Source organism: Caloranaerobacter azorensis DSM 13643, from assembly GCF_900129995.1.
Classification (GTDB): domain Bacteria; phylum Bacillota; class Clostridia; order Tissierellales; family Thermohalobacteraceae; genus Caloranaerobacter; species Caloranaerobacter azorensis.
On the sequence record NZ_FQXO01000050.1, the window covers coordinates 1 to 17905 of the forward strand.

21 protein-coding genes are annotated in these 17905 nt (G+C 29.5%); 1 reads left to right on the plus strand and 20 read right to left on the minus strand.

The annotated features are described in order from the left end of the window. Positions 1-248 precede the first annotated feature (248 nt). The 7 genes from BUB51_RS08480 to BUB51_RS08510 form a co-directional block, all read right to left on the minus strand. Positions 249-767, minus strand: a complete 519-nt coding sequence (locus tag BUB51_RS08480) for a YhcN/YlaJ family sporulation lipoprotein (RefSeq protein ID WP_073197034.1) — start codon at positions 765-767, stop codon at positions 249-251. A 157-nt stretch (positions 768-924) separates the two neighbouring features. Continuing rightward, positions 925-1572: a phosphate signaling complex protein PhoU gene (gene phoU / locus BUB51_RS08485; RefSeq protein WP_200791914.1), complete on the minus strand. Its 648-nt coding sequence runs from the start codon at positions 1570-1572 to the stop codon at positions 925-927. Positions 1573-1583: 11 nt separating this feature from the next. Next, a complete protein-coding gene (pstB, locus tag BUB51_RS08490; RefSeq protein ID WP_073197038.1) occupies positions 1584-2339 on the minus strand; it encodes a phosphate ABC transporter ATP-binding protein PstB in 756 nt (251 codons plus the stop codon). A gap of 16 nt (positions 2340-2355) precedes the next feature. Next, complete coding sequence (gene pstA, locus BUB51_RS08495; RefSeq protein ID WP_073197040.1) at positions 2356-3213, minus strand: phosphate ABC transporter permease PstA; 858 nt, start codon at positions 3211-3213, stop codon at positions 2356-2358. Next, the gene (gene pstC, locus BUB51_RS08500) at positions 3213-4130 is read right to left on the minus strand and encodes a phosphate ABC transporter permease subunit PstC (protein WP_073197042.1); all 918 of its coding nucleotides are present in this window, start codon (positions 4128-4130) and stop codon (positions 3213-3215) included. The genes pstA and pstC overlap by 1 nt, the downstream gene beginning before the upstream one ends. A 181-nt stretch (positions 4131-4311) precedes the next feature. After that, positions 4312-5277 carry a PstS family phosphate ABC transporter substrate-binding protein gene (locus BUB51_RS08505; protein ID WP_073197044.1) on the minus strand — a complete coding sequence of 322 codons (966 nt, stop codon included), beginning with the start codon at positions 5275-5277 and terminating at the stop codon, positions 4312-4314. Positions 5278-5401: 124 nt separating this feature from the next. Beyond that, entirely contained in the window at positions 5402-5602 is a 201-nt protein-coding gene (locus BUB51_RS08510; protein WP_073197046.1) for a hypothetical protein, read from the minus strand. Positions 5603-5705: 103 nt separating this feature from the next. On the opposite strand from BUB51_RS08510, the gene ychF reads away from it, so the two are divergent. Then, complete coding sequence (ychF, locus tag BUB51_RS08515; protein WP_073197048.1) at positions 5706-6797, plus strand: redox-regulated ATPase YchF; 1092 nt, start codon at positions 5706-5708, stop codon at positions 6795-6797. Positions 6798-6856: 59 nt separating this feature from the next. On the opposite strand, the gene BUB51_RS08520 is transcribed toward ychF, so the two are convergent. From BUB51_RS08520 to BUB51_RS08580, 13 genes are all read right to left on the minus strand, one after another. Next, positions 6857-7333 (minus strand): GNAT family N-acetyltransferase, encoded by a 477-nt coding sequence (locus BUB51_RS08520; RefSeq protein ID WP_073197059.1) that lies wholly within the window; start codon positions 7331-7333, stop codon positions 6857-6859. Between the two features lie 20 nt (positions 7334-7353). Continuing rightward, positions 7354-7869 carry a cob(I)yrinic acid a,c-diamide adenosyltransferase gene (cobO, locus tag BUB51_RS08525; RefSeq protein ID WP_073197061.1) on the minus strand — a complete coding sequence of 172 codons (516 nt, stop codon included), beginning with the start codon at positions 7867-7869 and terminating at the stop codon, positions 7354-7356. Between the two features lie 66 nt (positions 7870-7935). Then, positions 7936-8673, minus strand: a complete 738-nt coding sequence (locus tag BUB51_RS08530) for a class I SAM-dependent DNA methyltransferase (RefSeq protein ID WP_073197062.1) — start codon at positions 8671-8673, stop codon at positions 7936-7938. Between the two features lie 115 nt (positions 8674-8788). Then, positions 8789-9703 carry a class I SAM-dependent methyltransferase gene (locus BUB51_RS08535; protein WP_073197064.1) on the minus strand — a complete coding sequence of 305 codons (915 nt, stop codon included), beginning with the start codon at positions 9701-9703 and terminating at the stop codon, positions 8789-8791. A gap of 273 nt (positions 9704-9976) precedes the next feature. After that, the gene (locus tag BUB51_RS12745) at positions 9977-10459 is read right to left on the minus strand and encodes an NUDIX domain-containing protein (protein ID WP_083599571.1); all 483 of its coding nucleotides are present in this window, start codon (positions 10457-10459) and stop codon (positions 9977-9979) included. A gap of 170 nt (positions 10460-10629) precedes the next feature. Next, positions 10630-11547: a 2'-5' RNA ligase family protein gene (locus tag BUB51_RS08545; protein ID WP_073197067.1), complete on the minus strand. Its 918-nt coding sequence runs from the start codon at positions 11545-11547 to the stop codon at positions 10630-10632. A 194-nt stretch (positions 11548-11741) separates the two neighbouring features. Further along, a complete protein-coding gene (locus tag BUB51_RS08550; protein ID WP_073197069.1) occupies positions 11742-12371 on the minus strand; it encodes a class I SAM-dependent methyltransferase in 630 nt (209 codons plus the stop codon). 336 nt (positions 12372-12707) lie between these two features. After that, entirely contained in the window at positions 12708-13862 is a 1155-nt protein-coding gene (locus tag BUB51_RS08555; RefSeq protein ID WP_073197071.1) for a DUF362 domain-containing protein, read from the minus strand. 192 nt (positions 13863-14054) lie between these two features. Next, complete coding sequence (locus tag BUB51_RS08560) at positions 14055-15074, minus strand: hypothetical protein (protein WP_143153590.1); 1020 nt, start codon at positions 15072-15074, stop codon at positions 14055-14057. Positions 15075-15104: 30 nt separating this feature from the next. Further along, the gene (locus tag BUB51_RS08565) at positions 15105-15638 is read right to left on the minus strand and encodes a DUF5673 domain-containing protein (protein WP_073197075.1); all 534 of its coding nucleotides are present in this window, start codon (positions 15636-15638) and stop codon (positions 15105-15107) included. Between the two features lie 161 nt (positions 15639-15799). Beyond that, complete coding sequence (locus tag BUB51_RS08570) at positions 15800-16588, minus strand: alpha/beta fold hydrolase (protein WP_073197077.1); 789 nt, start codon at positions 16586-16588, stop codon at positions 15800-15802. Positions 16589-16752: 164 nt separating this feature from the next. Then, the gene (locus BUB51_RS08575) at positions 16753-17244 is read right to left on the minus strand and encodes an MFS transporter (protein WP_073197079.1); all 492 of its coding nucleotides are present in this window, start codon (positions 17242-17244) and stop codon (positions 16753-16755) included. Beyond that, the gene (locus BUB51_RS08580; protein WP_073197082.1) at positions 17238-17681 is read right to left on the minus strand and encodes a hypothetical protein; all 444 of its coding nucleotides are present in this window, start codon (positions 17679-17681) and stop codon (positions 17238-17240) included. The genes BUB51_RS08575 and BUB51_RS08580 overlap by 7 nt, the downstream gene beginning before the upstream one ends. Between the last annotated feature and the right edge of the window lie 224 nt (positions 17682-17905).

Genomic DNA, 17905 nt, shown 5'->3' on the forward strand with positions numbered 1-17905 from the left:
TTTATGAAAATGAAAGCGAATGCTTGAAAGAATTTAGTTAAAAAACTAGGCGAAAATTTTTGAGAAAATCCGTAGGTTTGACAGGATGTCAAACCAGCATCCTACGAGACAGGATGTCTTGATTAGGTGCATTAGGATTTTCTAAAAATTTAAGCCTTAAGTTTTTTCTAAATTCGTCCGCATGAGCGTTATTTTCATAAAATATTTTACTTTGTCAACAAATTCAATCCGGCCAGTTGGCCGGATTTTTACATACTAGGTGTTATTCTACGTATAATTTCTTTTACCTCATCTGCAAATTCACTCATACCTCTACCCCTATTTATTTCTTGGGCGATATCATCTATTCTCTCGAATAAATCAGGATCGGCAGTTACAGTTACATTTTTGATATCTTTATCAGTTTGTTTTACTCTTGTTACTATTTGTTTTTTCAAATCTGTAACAACTTTTCCTTCCAATTCTTTTTCAATATCGACTCCTACTAACGCAGTATTTCCAGTTATTACTACTGTAGCGTCATTTACACCTGGCAAATCTACAATACTATCCGCAATTTTTTCTGCTCTTGCAGACAAAGTTTTATCCGTCTTTTCTTTAACATCTTCTAAATCTTTTCTTTCGATTTCATTATCTATTATATTTCTATCTTCTTGTTTAGGACTTGGTAAATTCGGTTTTTCGGCTTTTCTACAGCCATAGGTAAATACTGTTATAAGCATAGTGAATATAACTAATGTAATTAATAATTTATTTTTTTTTAACATTTTGCCACCTCCTAAATATAGGATTTACATATTCAAAAATTTTAAACAAAAAAAGAACAAAATATTCAATCGCTATGTTTAAATAAAAAACTAAAACGGCAGAAAATTCAACCTCTAAAGAGGCAAAATTTTCTGCCGTAATCGCTATATAATCACTTTAATATGATACTCTTTCCCCATTAATCATATATATAATTCTCTCACAAATATTAGTAGTATGATCTGCTACTCTTTCAAGATATCTACCTATTAGTAACAAATTAATCGTTTGAAGTATATTTTTCTCATTTTTAGTTAAAAGCTCTAACAATTCAATATAAATGTCTCTATATATATTATCTACGATTTCATCCATTTGAGCTACTTCTCTAGCTAGCTTTAAATCTTCTTCAATATAACTGTTTAAACTATTTTTTACCATCTTTTTCACTATATCGGCCATTTTAGGAATATCTATTAATGGTTTTATAAATTTCTCTTTACCTATCTTTATTGCAACTTCAGCAATATTTACTGCATGATCGCCTATCCTTTCTAAATCCGTTATAATCTTTAAAATCGTACTTATTCTCCTTAAATCTCTCGCAATAGGCTGTTGAAGAGCTATCAAATCTAAACACTTTTCCTCTATTTGCATCTCTAAAATATCTATATTGTCATCATTTTCTATGACTCTTTTAGCCTTCTCAACATCCTGTTCTATTAGAGATTGAACCGCCATATCTATTGCTTCCTCTACCATAGTGCCCATTTTCAAAAGAGAATCATGTAATTCTTTTAATTGCAAGTCAAAATGTTTTCTCATAATCCCACTCCTTAACCAAATCTACCTGTAATATAATCTTCTGTCCTTTTATCTCTAGGATTCGTAAATAACTTTTTAGTACTATCATATTCAACAAGCTCACCCATTAAAAAGAAGGCTGTATTGTCTGATATCCTACCGGCTTGCTGCATAGAATGTGTTACTATAATTATAGTGTACTTTTTCTTAAGATCCTCTATTAGCTCTTCTATTCTTAAAGTAGCTATAGGATCTAATGCTGAAGTAGGTTCATCCATTAAGAGCACATCAGGTTCCATAGCTAAAGCTCTTGCAATACATAATCTCTGCTGTTGCCCTCCTGATAAAGACCAAGCCGAACTATTTAATCTATCTTTTACTTCATCCCAAAGTGCCGCAGCTTTTAAACTTTTCTCTACTATCTCATCCAATTTCGATTTATTTTTTATACCATGTCTCTTTGGCCCAAATACCACATTCTCATAAATCGATTTAGGAAATGGATTTGGCTTTTGAAATACCATTCCTATTTTTCTTCTCAACTCTACAACGTCTACATCAGGAGCATATATATCCTTTCCTTCATATATTACTTCCCCATCATGTCTTGTACCCTCAATTAAATCGTTCATTCTGTTTATCGTTCTTAAAAAAGTAGATTTCCCACAGCCTGAAGGCCCAATTAAAGCCGTTACCTTATTTTCTTCTATATCTAAATTTATATTCTTTAATGCATGAAAATTCCCATAATAAAAATTTAAATTTTTTACTTGAATCTTTTTATTCATCAAAACCCTCCTTAAATCATCTTGACATCCTGCTCTGATATCTATTGCGTAAATATATAGCTAACGAATTTATGCCTAATAATAATATTAGTAATACTATAATAGCCGCTGCTGCTATATGATGAAAATCAACCTTCGGCCTCGAAGTCCAGTTATATATTTGCATTGGCAATGTAGTAAATGAATCAAATATCCCTTCAGGAGTATAGGCTATAAAAGTTACTGCTCCTACCATAAGTAATGGTGCAGTCTCACCTAATGCTCTTGCAATTGCCAAAATAGTACCAGTTAAAATCCCGGGCATAGCATAAGGTAATAATACGCCAGTAATCATCTGCCATTTAGTACATCCTAGAGCATAAGCCCCTTGTTTAAGTTCTTTCGGTACACTCTTTATTGCTTCTTGAGCCGAAACTATAATTACAGGCAATATCAATAATGCTAATGTCAATGCACCAGATAAAATACTTCTTCCAAAACCTAAAGTATTCACAAAAATACCTAATCCAAGTATGCCGAAAACTATAGAAGGTACTCCTGCTAAATTCGATATGTTTACTTGAATCAAATTAGTTAACCAATTTTTAGGAAGATATTCTTCTAAATACAAAGCCGAACCTACTCCTATCGGAAAAGCAAATAGAGCAGTCAATCCAATAATCCACAAACTTCCAAATAATGGGGCTTTAATCCCCGATTTCCTTGGAAATCTAGATGCAAAGTTTCTAAAGAAATCTATATTTATCCATTTCAATCCGTCATTTAATATCTCTTTTAATAAAATTACTAAAACGACTAAACCAAATAAAGTTGCCGATAAAACAAGTATATGGAAAATTTTGTCCTGCAACTTTCTTTTCTGAAGATTAGTCATTAATACTCCTCCCTGTATTTTTTAATAATGATTTTAGATATTACATTCATTAATAGAGTTATTATGAAAAGTAACATTCCAACAGCAAATATCGTCTTATACATTACACTGCCATACACTATATCACCAGAAGCTACTTGCACTATAAAAGCTGTCATTGTCTGTATGCTTTCTAATGGGTTTAATGTTAATTTAGGAGTTGAGCCAGCCGCTAATGTTACAATCATAGTTTCTCCAATAGCTCTCGATATAGCTAAAACAAATGAGGCAATTATACTAGATAATGCTGCAGGAATAACGACTTTAGTTGCTACTTCAAATCTAGTACATCCTAATGCATAAGCACCTTCGCGTAATGAATCAGGTACTGCATTCATCGCATCTTCACTTAATGATGAAACCATAGGAATTATCATTATACCTACCGCTATACTTGCACTTAAAGCATTAAAGATATTAGCTTCTGGAAAAATGTTTCTGATTGCTGGCGTTATAAAAGTTAATGCAAAATAACCATAAACTATCGTTGGAATACCGGCAAGTATTTCTAATACTGGTTTAAGTATTTTCCTAGTTTTCTTTGAAGCATATTCACTTAAATAAATAGCACTTCCCAATCCTATAGGTATTGAAATAATGCTTGAAAAAAAAGCTATCATCAGTGTTCCACCTACTAAAGGTAAAACCCCATATTTAGGTGGATTAAATAAAGCTGTCCATTCTGTTTCGGTTAAGAATTCAATTATAGATACTTCACGGAAAAACTGAACCGTTTCATAAGATAATATCCATACTATACCAATTGTAGTTGCAATAGAAACCATAACAAAAATAAATAAAATCTTCGATATAACCAATTCCGCAATGTATACCTTTTTAGACGGATTTTTTTTACTGTTACCAATAGTCCTGCTCATAAATAAACCCCCTTTGCTAATCACATAATAATTATAATTTAAGAATTTAATACTTTAGTTTATTTTGTGTTAATCTAATGTTAAGTGTTTGTTAAATAGCATATTATTGCAAAAAAATAGGCTAATAGCTAAAATTACAACCGATAGCTATTAGCCAATAATCAAATTTTCTGAAGTATTTTTACTTACCTGATAACAATTCTTCTAATTGTTTGTCATATACCTCTTGCTTTAACGGAACATAACCTGTTTCTGGAACAATATCTCTTGCATTTTTTAAATAGAACTTAACAAATTCTCTCACTTGTTCTTTGTTGTTAAATGAATCTTGTGATACATATATGAATAACGGCCTTGAAAGTGGTGTATATTCACCTTTTTCGATTGTCTCTGTAGTAGGCTTTACTCCATTTATAGGTACAATTTTCAATACATCCTTATTTTCAACATAATAAGCATATCCAAAATAACCTAGTGCATATTTATCTCCTGCTATACCTTGAACTAATACATTGTCATCCTCTGAAGCTGTAAAATCTGTTCTAATTTTACCACTCTCTCCAATAATCTCTTCTGTAAAATAATCAAAAGTACCAGAATCAGTTCCCGGGCCGTAAAGTTTTATCTCTTTATCTGGCCATTCAGGCCTTATATCTTTCCATGTTTTAACTTTACTATTAGGCTCCCAAATTTTCTTTAGTTCTTCAACTGTTAAATTATCAACCCAATCATTCTGCGGATTAACTAATACTGAAATTCCGTCATATGCAATCTTAATTTGTTTATATTTAATACCATTTTCTTGGGCTATTTTCGCTTCCTTATCTTTTATAGGCCTTGAAGCATCACTTATATCTGTTTCTCCCTTTGTAAATCTTTTAAATCCTCCACCAGTTCCCGATACTCCAACTGTTATTTTAACATCTTTATGCATCTTCTGAAATTCTTCAGCCATAGCTTCAGTTATAGGAAAAACTGTGCTAGAACCGTCTACTTCTATCTTCCCGGACAGCTTACCTGCATTAACTTTCCCTTGATTATTGTCAGTTTGCTTTTGCGTTTGACTACTGCAGCCTACAAACATAAAAATAACAATTGCTAGACTTAATGTTAAACTTATAAACTTTCTAGCCTTTTTACTTAACATAATTACACTCCTCCTATTTTTTTCCACATTTTTTTCTACGTCTTAATTATAGCTAAATATTTTTCTGCTTATGTTGACATGAAGTTAAATTAATGTTAAGGAATTGTTAATCTGCAAACAATTCTTATTTAATTATCTCAAAACAATCATCAATCACTTCTTGTTTAGCTCTAGGCAATCTAGCATGAAGCTCTCTTACAATTTCATCATTTATTCTTTCATTTTTTTGGCCTAGCACTTTAGCACAAACCATTTTACTAGCCATTGATTCTCTATTACTGTCTACAAAAGAAATAATCGAACTTATTTGCATATCTCTATCCATACTTTTTCCTCCCTTGTAGTTGATGTATTCTTAAAGTTATTGTATAATTTAGTCTGTTAAAATTAGTTATATTTTATTACTATCGATTGAAAGGAAGATATTAATGAAATTAGGAATTGTAGGTTTGCCAAATGTGGGAAAAAGTACTCTTTTTAATGCAATTACATCTGCGGGAGCAGAATCGGCTAATTATCCTTTCTGTACAATAGAACCAAATGTTGGTGTAGTTGCTGTACCTGACGAAAGACTTGAAAAATTAGCAGAAATGATAAACCCTAAAAAAGTAACTCCAACTGCAATCGAATTTTATGATATCGCAGGCCTTGTTAAAGGTGCAAGTAAAGGAGAAGGTTTAGGAAACAAATTTTTATCTCACATAAGAGAAGTAGCTGCTATTGTCCATGTAGTAAGATGTTTCGAAGATGAAAATATTACTCATGTCGAAGGAAACATAGATCCTATACGCGATATTGAAATTATCAATTTAGAACTTATTCTTTCCGATCTTGAATTAATCAATAAAAGAATAACTAAAACAGAAAAATTATTAAAAGGTGATAAATCATATCAAAAAGAACTTGATATTTTAATCAGAATTCGTGAAGTTTTAGAAGAAGGGAAATCTGTAAGAACTCTCGACTTCGATGAAGATGAAGAAAAATTTGTTAAAGGATTAAATCTTCTATCATACAAACCTGTATTATATGCAGCTAATATTTCAGAAGATGACATTACATCAGAAGATGAAAATGAATATGTTAAAAAAGTTAAAGAATATGCAAAAAATGAAAACTCTGAAGTAGTAACTATCTGCGGAAAAATTGAAGCAGAAATTTCTGAACTAGATGATGAGGAGAAAAAAGAATTCTTGCAGGAGCTTGGATTAAAAGAATCTGGATTAGATAAACTCATTAAAGCAAGTTATAAACTTTTAGGTTTGATTTCTTTCTTAACAGCGGGAGAAAAAGAAGTTAGAGCTTGGACTATTAAAAGAGGAACTAAAGCCCCACAAGCAGCAGGAAAAATACACTCTGATATGGAAAGAGGATTTATTAGAGCAGAAGTTGTAAGCTACGATGACTTAATAAGTGCGGGTGGATATAGTCAAGCTAGAGAAAAAGGATTGATAAGATTAGAAGGTAAAGATTATGTAATGCAAGATGGTGATGTAGTAGTATTTAGGTTTAACGTATAATAGATATAAAAAGGCAGAATCTAAAATAACGATTCTGCTTTTTTATGTTGAAATAACTTTTATAATAGCTTTTCAAATTCAATTTCATGCAATATTGGTATATTATCAAAGCCATATAATGGTATTTCGGGTTTTATTTTTCTTGCCTTAACTACCGCATTTAAATGTAATGCTTTCATGTTAAAACCTCTCTTTTGATAAAATCTTATCGCTTTAGTATTATCATTTGTTGTAATTAGCCATACTCGTCTGCAATTACTCTTTCTGGCTTTATCTATTACTAAATTAATTAATTTAGTACCTATACCCAAATTTTCCTGATTACTATCTAAAGAAACAATTTCACATTCATCATCTATTATATTATAAGTAATAAGTCCAATAATATCATTTTCTCTCATTGCTAGACATCCTGGTAGTTTATCTATAAAATGTTTTTTACCTCTTGAAACCATAACTGGTGAACCCCAATTTTCTGCAATAAAATTACATACCTTTTTTCGTATTTTTTCGTCTATTTCTATAAATTCAAACATTATTTACCTCCTTAACCATATTAGCACTCTATTCCTTCTCTTGCCATAACACCTTTTGTATAATAATGCTTTACTTCATTCATTTCAGTAACCAAATCAGCAATATCTATTAGTTCCTTTGGGGCATATCTTCCCGTTATTATAACTTCGACATGTTCTGCTCTATTTTCTAGTATTTCTAATATTCTTTCTATAGAAAGTAAATTATAGTATAGAGCAATATTCAATTCATCTAAAACAACTATATCATACTCTCCACTATTTAAAACTCTTTCGCATATTTTGAGTCCTTTTTCTGCTAATTCAATATCTTCCTCTGTTGGAGCATTATAAATAAAACAATTTTTCCCAAACTGATGTATTTCAAAATTCGGTAAATACTCCTCTGCTTTTACTTCACTATACTTCATACCCTTAACAAATTGTCCAAAGAAAACTTTTTTACCTGCACATACTGCTCTTAAAGCCAGTCCTAACGCTGCAGTAGTTTTCCCCTTTCCATTTCCAGTATAAATATGTATATATCCTTTTTTCATAAACCTTTTCACCTCATTATTCTAAATTTAGATGACTTTAAAAATTCATCTTTTATAACGATATATCTATTTGCATACATACACATTCCTATATTCTTCATCTGGTTCGTCTAACATTTTAAACTCCATATTTGTAATACTGACTTCAGTAAAACCAACTTTATTTAATACATCAATTATATCTTTAGAAGAAAAAGCAGCTTCAGTAAATGTCTCCTCAAAACCATTATATAAATCCTTATCTCTTCTTGTAAATACAGTAAATGTTGCACTTGCTTGTCCTTTATCCTCATAAAATATCGACTTTTGTATAATATAATTGCCATTACTATCTTTCTGCATATGAAATCCGTTCCATCTTTCTCTTAAAGCCTTCAATGTATTACAGTCAAATATAAAAATTCCTCCATAATTAAGATGTTTTTTAACATTTGAAAATGTCATTAACCACTCGTCCAATGTAAGCAAATGGTTTATTGCATCATATGTACAAGTAATTAGATCATACTTTTTATTCATTTCAAAACTTCTCATATCCTCTTGGACAAAATTAATATCCATATTTTTATCTTTTGCATTTTCAATAGCTTTTCTAATCATATGTATTGATATATCTAATCCTTCTGATTTAATACCGGCTTTAAATGCATTAATGCACAATATTCCTGTACCACACGCAATATCTAAATGAGTTCTAGGATTAAAATTTATTTCCTTAAAATAGCTCACTATATGTTTCCATAATCTTTCCGGATAATTTTTCCATCCCAATTTATCATAAAACTCCGCTATTTTGTCGTACATCCTCACTACCCCCCTAAAACTTAATTTTGCTAATATAAGAATACCTTGTTAAATTGTAGATATCTTTAAATACATTCTCTGTTTATAGATTTCAACAAAATCTTTCTTAATTTATTTAAATCGAAGATTTTTTTACTATTCCTGATACAATTTGAATTATTATAATAGTATAGTCCCAAATATTTATTCCTTTCTTAAGAAAATCTAATCTTTTTGAAAACCTTTCTTCTACAAGTTCTTTTAATTCTCTTATTTCATCTTGAAAAAGTTTTTTACTATCTATATTTAAGCTAATTTCAAGTCTTTCAAGTAACTGTTCCTTTTCAGATTCAACAAGCATTATTTTTTCTGCATAACTATTCCTTGCATCATCAATCACTATAGGAATAGCAATAGCATCTACTTGTACATTAACAAAACCTAATTCATCAAATAAACTTGGTAATTCAGAAGAATCTGGCCAATATTCTCCTACTTTATATCTCTTATTAATATCTTCTGATCCTTGGTATATTTTTTCCAATAATTCACGTTCACGTTCAGATATTTGTGGTAAAAGATTAGGTGTGGATTTAATATACTTATCAGGTCTACAATACATAACTGATACTCTTCCACCAGGACTACATATACGTTTTTGTTCTACTAAAAATTCACGGTTTGGTACATGCTCAATAACAGTATGGGAAATACAAGCATCTACCGAATTATCTGATAAAGGCAACTTTAGAGCATCACCTTCATAATAAATAACATTCTTTAAATTAAGTTCTACTGCCTTTTCCCTAGCATATTTAATAAAATCTGTATCAAAGTCTACTCCTATAATTTTGGATTCTTTTCCTAGCCATTTTGCTAATTTTCTTGTTAATGTACCAGGTCCACACCCAACATCAACAACGGTCATCCCTGGCTTTAATCCAAGCAACTGTAAAAACAAATCTTTTCTATCATCTCTAAATCTAACTTCCCTACTTAAATCAAGAGTTAGTATCCCTTGAATTTTCTTTGACCAAACATTATTTGCCATAGTAAAACCTCCTTTGTCTTTATATAGCCTTACAACATCATAATCTACAATTGATACTTTATCTCTATTACTTTACTTTTTATTATCTCTATTCTTCTTACCAAAAAAATCTTAATATCCCATTAATAATATGGATTACGCTTTTTTCACATTTCTCTTTACAAATATCTTATTATATCTTTTAAAGAACTAATTTTTACTATATTTCTTCCTTCAATTTCTATATTTATCCCGAATGTTTTTATACCTAATAAGAATATTAAATCTAAAAGTTTATGTAACTGACAAGATATAAGCTAATGCTTTAGCTGTACCAATTGGATATAAAATAGTATCATCATTTATAGATTCAGTACCTAGTACAATAATTGCTCCTTCTTCCTTTAATTCACGTAATGTTGGTTTCCTCTCCAAACTTAATATAACCTGTTTTTCCGTTAGTGCAATTAGTCCTTGAACTTCATCACGTTTTAATTTAGTTGGTTCATTTTTTAATTTTGCATTGTAAATTAAAATATAATAAATTTGCCCTTCTCTTGGAGTTCCTTTTGGGTGTATCATTTTAAATATTGCTAATGGTCGTGGATAATCTTTAACATTTAGCTTATGTAGTACTCTACTCTCTGAAATATAATAAGTAATATCTGAAGATATTATCTCTATATCTACTCCAATTTCTTCTTTTGCTTCTCTATGAGCACATTCTAAAAAACTTTCTCCTTCTTCTAAATGTCCTCCAATCCCTGCATAAAAAATCTCTCATGAAAAACAGGCATGTCTACTTCCCGCTAAAAAAATAAATATCTTTCTTTGTATTTTATTGCTAAACCAACGCCTATCTCTGCATCCTTTGGAAATATGTCTTTAATTTCTTTCATTAGGCTCCCTCCTTTTTTTATTCAATATACCATTTCACTCCAATATTCTTAAATTCCCTTTACAATCTTATTTAAAATTTCTATATAAGCTCTATTAATTTCTTTTTCATTTATGTTTACAATATGTCTGTCTTTCATAATGAAACTTCCATCAACCATTACATGTTCAATTAAGCTTTCACTACCTGCCATAATTAAATTATGAATAACTGTTGAAAAGCCGTTTCTATTTAAAAATGGAAATAATTTTATATTATTTTTATTAATAAACACTAAATCCGCGTTATAACCTTCTTCTATTATTCCAATTCTTCTTTCCTCTCCAAAGGCTTTGGCTCCATTTATTGTTGCCATTTTAAATACATCTTCTGCTGTAAAACTTTCTATTTCAGTATTTAATTTTAATAAATAATAAGCGACTCTCATTACTTCCCAAATATCAGTACATCCCCAATCTGTTCCTATACACACATTAACTCCCTTACTCAAACAATATTTAATATTTGCAATTCCTGCTCCTGTTTCTAAATCTGTTTCTTCAAGTGCAATTTCAAATTCCTCAATCTCTTCTACTTTTCCAACAGTAATATGGGGAATGTATGTAACTTTCCTATATAAAAACTTCTCCAATATGCCTGTATATAATTTATCATGTATTTCAATTATTTTATCATTCCCTTCCTTTACATTTAAAAATAAATAATTATCAATTGTTCCTGTTATTCCTTTTAACCTAATCTTAAATGGCTTTATACCCTTCAATGCTTGTTTAACATGTTTTTCAAGTTCTTCTGTTTTTATGTTACTCTCGAATGGAAAAACAACAGTAATGTGTGGTTTAATACAATTATAAAGTGGATCGTATTTTTTTCTTATTTCTTGAATTTTTTCTATATTTCTAAATTTAGGAAAAATAATTATTGACCTTTTCATCATTTTTTCTTCCTTTCTTTCATCTAAACTCACCTTAAATAAAGTACTCCATTTCATTACCATTGAACTATTATTTTATAACCTAAAAAAATAAGAATTACTTACAAAAATTTTCTCATTACAATAGCCGATAATTCTTTATCTACCCAATTTAATATAATATTTTCTTGCACTTGAAAACCTAGTCTGCCCCAAAATTTAAAAACTCTCGAGTCATAATTTGCATTCTATCTTTTTCTTGCTAGCACACTATAATGTTTATATGTTACTTTATCTTTTTTTAAATCCAAAATATCATATCCTGAGAGAATATCTCTTAAGTCTCTTTCTTCAAAAAAATAATGCACAACTCCTTCTTCATGACCTTCAAGTGGAACATATGTCTTTTTTTCAATTTCTTTATATTTACCATCTTTCCAATTTTCCAAAGGTGGATATTTGGGTACAGTTATAAATAAATAACCTCCAGATCTTAATACGCGATACACCTCATGAAATGCTCTCTTTACTTTCTCTATTCTTCCATGACCTAGTACCTGCTTTGAAATTACCGCATCAAAGAAACTGTCATCCCATGGTAAATCTGTAAAATCTAATTCTATTAATTCTTCAACCTCTAATCCCAAATTAGTAAGCCATTTTCTTGATCTTTCTAAAGCAGTTTTAGAATAATCTAACCCATATACCTTATAATTTTTTTTCGATAAAAAAACCAAATGCCGTCCATCACCACACCCAAGATCTAATACTTTTTCTACTCTATTTTTATTAAAAAGTTTTTCAACTTCTACAAGATCTGGATGAGGTTTTATTACTCCTGAGTGTTTTCTCTGATATGCTTTTTCCCAACTATTCATTTCAAACTTCCTTTCTCCACAACCTTTAGCTTATTTAATATATATTGTTGCTAAATTTTATTTACTAAATTTCTACGTTTTAAAATATTGAAATACACTAATAGTATTCATTTTAAATTCTTCATCTAATAGCAAATTCCTCTAATATTTTATTTTAATTTTCATTATTTTCTCAAAAAAACAATAGAAAAAATAAAAGGCATTGAGAATAACCACAAAATTTATTTTCCATGCCTTCAAAAATATTTGAATCAGTATCTCCTTTTACCCAACTTATAATTTTAAACTCTTTTAATCTATCCAAAAACGTTTAATAAGTCTCAATACCACCTTACACTACAACTTTGAAAGTTTATCTAATAACCAAGGTCTATGAATTTTCACTGCCTTTTTAGGACATAATTCCTGGCAGCAAAAACATCTAATACACTCGTCTAAATTTGCTAAAGGCTTACCATTTTCCATAGTAATGACTTGTGGTGGGCAATTTTCTTCACAAACACCACAACTAACACAATCTTCATGAATAAATATAGGTTTTGGCCTTAACCAAGCATTTATGAAATTTCTTAAGAATTTAGGAGTTCTGTCATTTACCATATTCACACTTTTGATTTCTGGTATTCTAAAATCATCTATCCTAAATTTTTCAATTCTTTCTCCAACTAATTCAATATCATCAAAGTTACCTTTACAAATACCTCTTTCAACACATCTTTGAATAGTTGGAACCTTAGTTGGCTCTAAATTTATTATTGAAGTAGCAACTACATCTAAATGATAAGGGCTTGTTGATGAAATTATAACTCCTACTTCTCTAGGATCACCAGCAGAAGGACCTTCCCCTTCCATTCCTACAATTCCATCCATAAAAGATAGGATTGGATTAGCATATAAACAAATATCAACTAAAGCATCAGAAAAATCCTTTATATTTGGCATTTTCAAATGATATTCTGCTTTTAAAACTCCAGGTATAATTCCAAACATATTCTTTACTGCACCAGTGAACATTGCCATTCCATGAGTCTTTAATTTTGAAACTGATATTACTTTATCTACATCCTTTAGCATTTCTGTCACTATTAAGCCTTTTAATATCTTACCTTGAACATTTTTCACTTCCATAGTATTAGTATTATAGTTTAATTTAGCATTCACTTCATTCGCTATAGCTTCTATCCCACAAGCTTTATAAATACCTCTTAATGCTCTTGAATTAAAAGGGCCTCCTGGACTATCTCCTATTAAAACATTTGCTCCATATTCAATTAGCACTTCTGCTAATGCTTTTGTAAATACTGGATGAGTAGTAGTTGCTTCTTCTGGCTTTTTTTTCATCAATAGGTTTAATTTCAATAATACTGTTTCACCTTTATTTATGTATTTGTCAATACCACCTAAATTTTCAAAGCTTCTAATTATTGATTTTTTAACAAGTTCATAATCATATATTCTACATCCAACTAAAGAAACTTTTTCCTTCTTCATTAGTTTGCCTCCAATATTTTAATTGTCATTATAATTATCTTTTTAATCGCTATATATTTTCCTACTAAATGTATAAAAAATTATGTTGAAATTGCAATTTTTTCTGCTGCAATCTCTAATCCTAAACTTTTTACTAATTTTACTGATGGAATGTTTGTTGAATCTACCCAATATACAGGTATAAGGAATTTATCATAACGGCATTGTTTCCATTAAATATTTAACTTTATTCCCTTCAAAAATTATATAAAATCTAATATAATCTCCTATTAAGTATCCCCACTTATTACCTCTTATTGAATTTGGTTTGCCAAGCTTACTTATTACTTCATCTTTTGTTAGCCCTACAGTAATTCCATCTTTTGTCTTATATTTATCATTTGTAAAAACTATACTTAAATCAAACTTTACAATTCCTTCCTTATAAACTTCTATAAAATCAATTTCTTCACTCACACTGTAAAATGGAATAGATTTAATCTTAGTCAGTTTAGTTAATTCTTTTTCCCACTGAAAAAAATCCTTGTCATTTATCTCTAATCTACTAAAATGATAAATAGAATCATAACTACTCTCATAACCTTCATTTTCAACATCTTCTTTATATTCCAATGCCCTTGAAATTTTTGCAATAATAGAATTTGGTTCTAAAATTTGATTCAATACTAAATAAAGATATTTCACTGGATGAAAAGCTTCTCCATTCATCAAAATCACATTTTTTTCATAAAAGTAAACATAACTTATAGTTCTATCCTTTAATTTGAATACAATGTAAATTGGTTCTAAATCTAAAAGTTCTTTAAAATCTATATTTGCTCTAGCATTATCTCCCAACCAATATAAACTTTGAAATGTTCTTCGTTTCAATTCTTCTATATCAATATCCATAGGGAGTTTTTCTTTCCCTCTATAAAAAGTTATGTCTACAATATCTTCATATTCAAATGGAAATATTTCTCCTAAAACATTTTCTTCGCTCTTATCTTCAGTTACAGATATCTGCTGTTTCATATTTTCGATTTTACTCTCTAATTTATTAATTCGACTATTTTTCATATCAATTATTTTTTCTTTTGCACTAATCTCTTTTGTTAATACTTTATATTCTCTGTTCATCTCACCCCTTAAATGGAACTGATAAATGTTCAATATAATTGACATTCCTAGTAGTAAGATAGTCATAATATAAATCATTTTATTAGATCTCACAATAATCACCTCTAAGAAGTGTATATAATGTTAATCGGCTACTAAATACTCCTTAAATACTTCTTCAATTCTATCTTTATCATGAACATTAACATCGATAGGTATTTCAAATAAGCTTTTATGTTTCTTTATTTTCAATGTAATTTTATTTTTTTTATTATACCTTTCTATCCACTTATATTCTCTTATTTTATCCCATTCAATAAATTGAAAGCCTATCATTAGACCATTTTGAGTCATTATAAATCCTAACTTTTTATTATATTGTATATACCAAAAATTAATATACAATATTACCAAATATAAATACGAAATAGTTTTACCTGTACTTATAATAAAAAATTCTATAATTACAAATACAGCAAAAATACAACCAGCTATTATAAAAAATCTGTTTGTTAATTTTTCAATATATGTTGATTCTTTTGGTTCATTAACAACAATTACTATATCACTATCATTTAACTTATTCCTTTTATATTTTAATATTTGGACTGATATATATCCTAAATAAAATATAAAAAATACAAAAATTAATAAGTTAAAAGTTATAAATATCTTCATAGTATCTCATCCTTATATGCTATTTCGATTCAAAATGAGTATCCTATATATCTCTTTCAAAATATACCATAATATCTCATAACTAGTACTTGACACCTAAGGAATTGATAGCATCAAAAATTACCATATTTCTTATTTTAACTATTTTTTATTAGCTTTGATTATTTAGAACTTAACTCTTGCTTAAGTATTTCATAGAACTTATTTTTTGCATAGAGTTCATTCCAAGGATAATGTCCACAATCCTTTAGCAGAATAAATCGAAAATCTTTCAAAACTTTAGATAATGGTTTTTCAACTCCTTCAAAAGCATGAGAATCATATTCACCATGTATAGCAATTACTGGACATTTTATTTTGCTTCCAATCTCTAATAATTTTTTACTTTTTCTTAAATGCGTGGCTTCATTCATACAATTTTGGAATACATCAGGTTGAAAATCTAATATTTCATTTTCCAAACAGATTGGAGCAAAAGAATCCGCTTTTGACATTAATTTACCAAACTCACTAAGCACTTCTTTTTTATTTTCATTATTAGGGGCATTCAACAGTCTTATTAAAACTTCTACTCTTAAATTTTCCTCTTCAGTTAGACGACTTGTCCTATTAGTTTTCATTGTCGAAAGATATTTTTCTTCAAAAGAACCACTGCCGACAAGTATAAGTTTTTTAACTAATTGAGGGTATTGTGCAGCAAAAATATAACTTAACCATGCCCCCCATGAATGTCCTATTAGTATGACTGGGCTATCTGTGTTACTCTCAAGAATATCTTTAAGTTCTAGAATTTGGCCTTCAATAGAATTTGCTGTTTGCAATGGTTCAAGAACTCCACATATCTGTGACAGTTCTCTTGCAACTGGAGCCATCCCTCCAGGAGCACCTGGTCCCCCATGAATAACTGCCACATCAAACGGCTCATTACCATATTTTCGTAAATTTTCCATTATAGAATTCCCCTCTCTACATAATAAACAATTTTAATCTCTCCCATTGTCAAAAAAACTACTAGTTATGCATTTCGCCTAACGTTCTCATGTTTACAACGTCTTCGGACTCTGCTTTGTATAACTCAAATATTTCCTGTACCATACAATAACAGATAAAAATATCAAAAACTTCCAAATATTAAAACAACATGTATTGGCATAAAATCTATAGCAAATCCTGATAAAATTAGTGCAAGTGGAAGGATTATTTTAACCAAACTAAACTGTAAACTCATAACCCTACCTCTAAAATTGTCTGCAATAGTTTTCTGCAAATATGTAGTTGCAGTAATATCTATTATAGAAATAGAGCTTCCTAATATCATCGTAATAAAGCAGTAATAAATAACTAATACGATTTCATTATTAAAGTTTATTCCCGAAAATACTGGTATAATCATCAATACAGTAGTAATAGCAATTATTATACACATACTAGCAATCACCTTGTAATGCACCCATTTTTCTTCATACTTATTTATTATTAAAGCCCCTGGTATAAATCCTATTGCAAACATACTTTGAATAATCCCAAAGTACCTTGTGTTTATTTTCAAAACATCATTAATAATAAATGGCAATGGAACTTGTATAGAAAACCCTATTACTAACAACCTATTTCATCATCTATCAATTTCTGTAATCTTCCAAAACTTAATTCTTCTTTACATCCATTTGCCTTTAAAAATCCTTTCGTTAAATCTTCAACTGTTGATTCAAGCAACAGAAAAAATTGATTCATTGCAAATTCTTTTCTAATATCATCATCGTCTTCTCCAAACACTCGAACTATTAATCCTTCGAGCATTTGATCCAATCCCCACAATTTCAAATGTAATAACTCATGAACAACTAGTTCTTCAAGATTTGTTGATTTTGGATTATTATTAATTAGCATTACTGCTTTTCTGTCATCCATATCAATTTTTATGTCTCCTGATTTTCTCCATTCTGTATCAACAATTTTTAGTTTTATATCCCAATCCCTTAATCTTAAAATATCCTGCCATTTACTAATTAATTTCTCTAATTTGTTAACATCTACTCCCATTGACTACTCCTCCTTAATCTGTAAAATCTCGTTATAAGAATCGTTGTAATGATTTGAAAAATATTAAAGCATTAATATTTATAAAAATTCTGACTAATCGGCATACTTTTCTTCGAATATATTTCTCTTATTTACGTGCGCCGGGCATGCGTAACAACTAGGTGGTGAGAGTCCACTGTGGGGGTTGACCGTGCCAACCACTAGCCAAAGGCAAGGGTGTCCAT

What these genes read in the sequence shown, in the direction of transcription:
- pstB (WP_073197038.1), bottom strand. Translation starts at nt 2,339, where the DNA reads ATGAATAAAAAGATTCAAGTAAAAAATTTAAATTTTTATTATGGGAAT.
- BUB51_RS08530 (WP_073197062.1), bottom strand. Translation starts at nt 8,673, where the DNA reads ATGTACGACAAAATAGCGGAGTTTTATGATAAATTGGGATGGAAAAAT.
- pstC (WP_073197042.1), bottom strand. Translation starts at nt 4,130, where the DNA reads ATGAGCAGGACTATTGGTAACAGTAAAAAAAATCCGTCTAAAAAGGTA.
- cobO (WP_073197061.1), bottom strand. Translation starts at nt 7,869, where the DNA reads ATGAAAAAAGGATATATACATATTTATACTGGAAATGGAAAGGGGAAA.
- BUB51_RS08580 (WP_073197082.1), bottom strand. Translation starts at nt 17,681, where the DNA reads ATGGGAGTAGATGTTAACAAATTAGAGAAATTAATTAGTAAATGGCAG.
- ychF (WP_073197048.1), top strand. Translation starts at nt 5,706, where the DNA reads ATGAAATTAGGAATTGTAGGTTTGCCAAATGTGGGAAAAAGTACTCTT.
- BUB51_RS08520 (WP_073197059.1), bottom strand. Translation starts at nt 7,333, where the DNA reads ATGTTTGAATTTATAGAAATAGACGAAAAAATACGAAAAAAGGTATGT.
- BUB51_RS08510 (WP_073197046.1), bottom strand. Translation starts at nt 5,602, where the DNA reads ATGGATAGAGATATGCAAATAAGTTCGATTATTTCTTTTGTAGACAGT.
- BUB51_RS08555 (WP_073197071.1), bottom strand. Translation starts at nt 13,862, where the DNA reads ATGAAGAAGGAAAAAGTTTCTTTAGTTGGATGTAGAATATATGATTAT.
- BUB51_RS08505 (WP_073197044.1), bottom strand. Translation starts at nt 5,277, where the DNA reads ATGTTAAGTAAAAAGGCTAGAAAGTTTATAAGTTTAACATTAAGTCTA.
- BUB51_RS08480 (WP_073197034.1), bottom strand. Translation starts at nt 767, where the DNA reads ATGTTAAAAAAAAATAAATTATTAATTACATTAGTTATATTCACTATG.
- phoU (WP_200791914.1), bottom strand. Translation starts at nt 1,572, where the DNA reads ATGAGAAAACATTTTGACTTGCAATTAAAAGAATTACATGATTCTCTT.
- BUB51_RS08535 (WP_073197064.1), bottom strand. Translation starts at nt 9,703, where the DNA reads ATGGCAAATAATGTTTGGTCAAAGAAAATTCAAGGGATACTAACTCTT.
- BUB51_RS08565 (WP_073197075.1), bottom strand. Translation starts at nt 15,638, where the DNA reads ATGAAGATATTTATAACTTTTAACTTATTAATTTTTGTATTTTTTATA.
- BUB51_RS08550 (WP_073197069.1), bottom strand. Translation starts at nt 12,371, where the DNA reads ATGAATAGTTGGGAAAAAGCATATCAGAGAAAACACTCAGGAGTAATA.
- pstA (WP_073197040.1), bottom strand. Translation starts at nt 3,213, where the DNA reads ATGACTAATCTTCAGAAAAGAAAGTTGCAGGACAAAATTTTCCATATA.
- BUB51_RS08570 (WP_073197077.1), bottom strand. Translation starts at nt 16,588, where the DNA reads ATGGAAAATTTACGAAAATATGGTAATGAGCCGTTTGATGTGGCAGTT.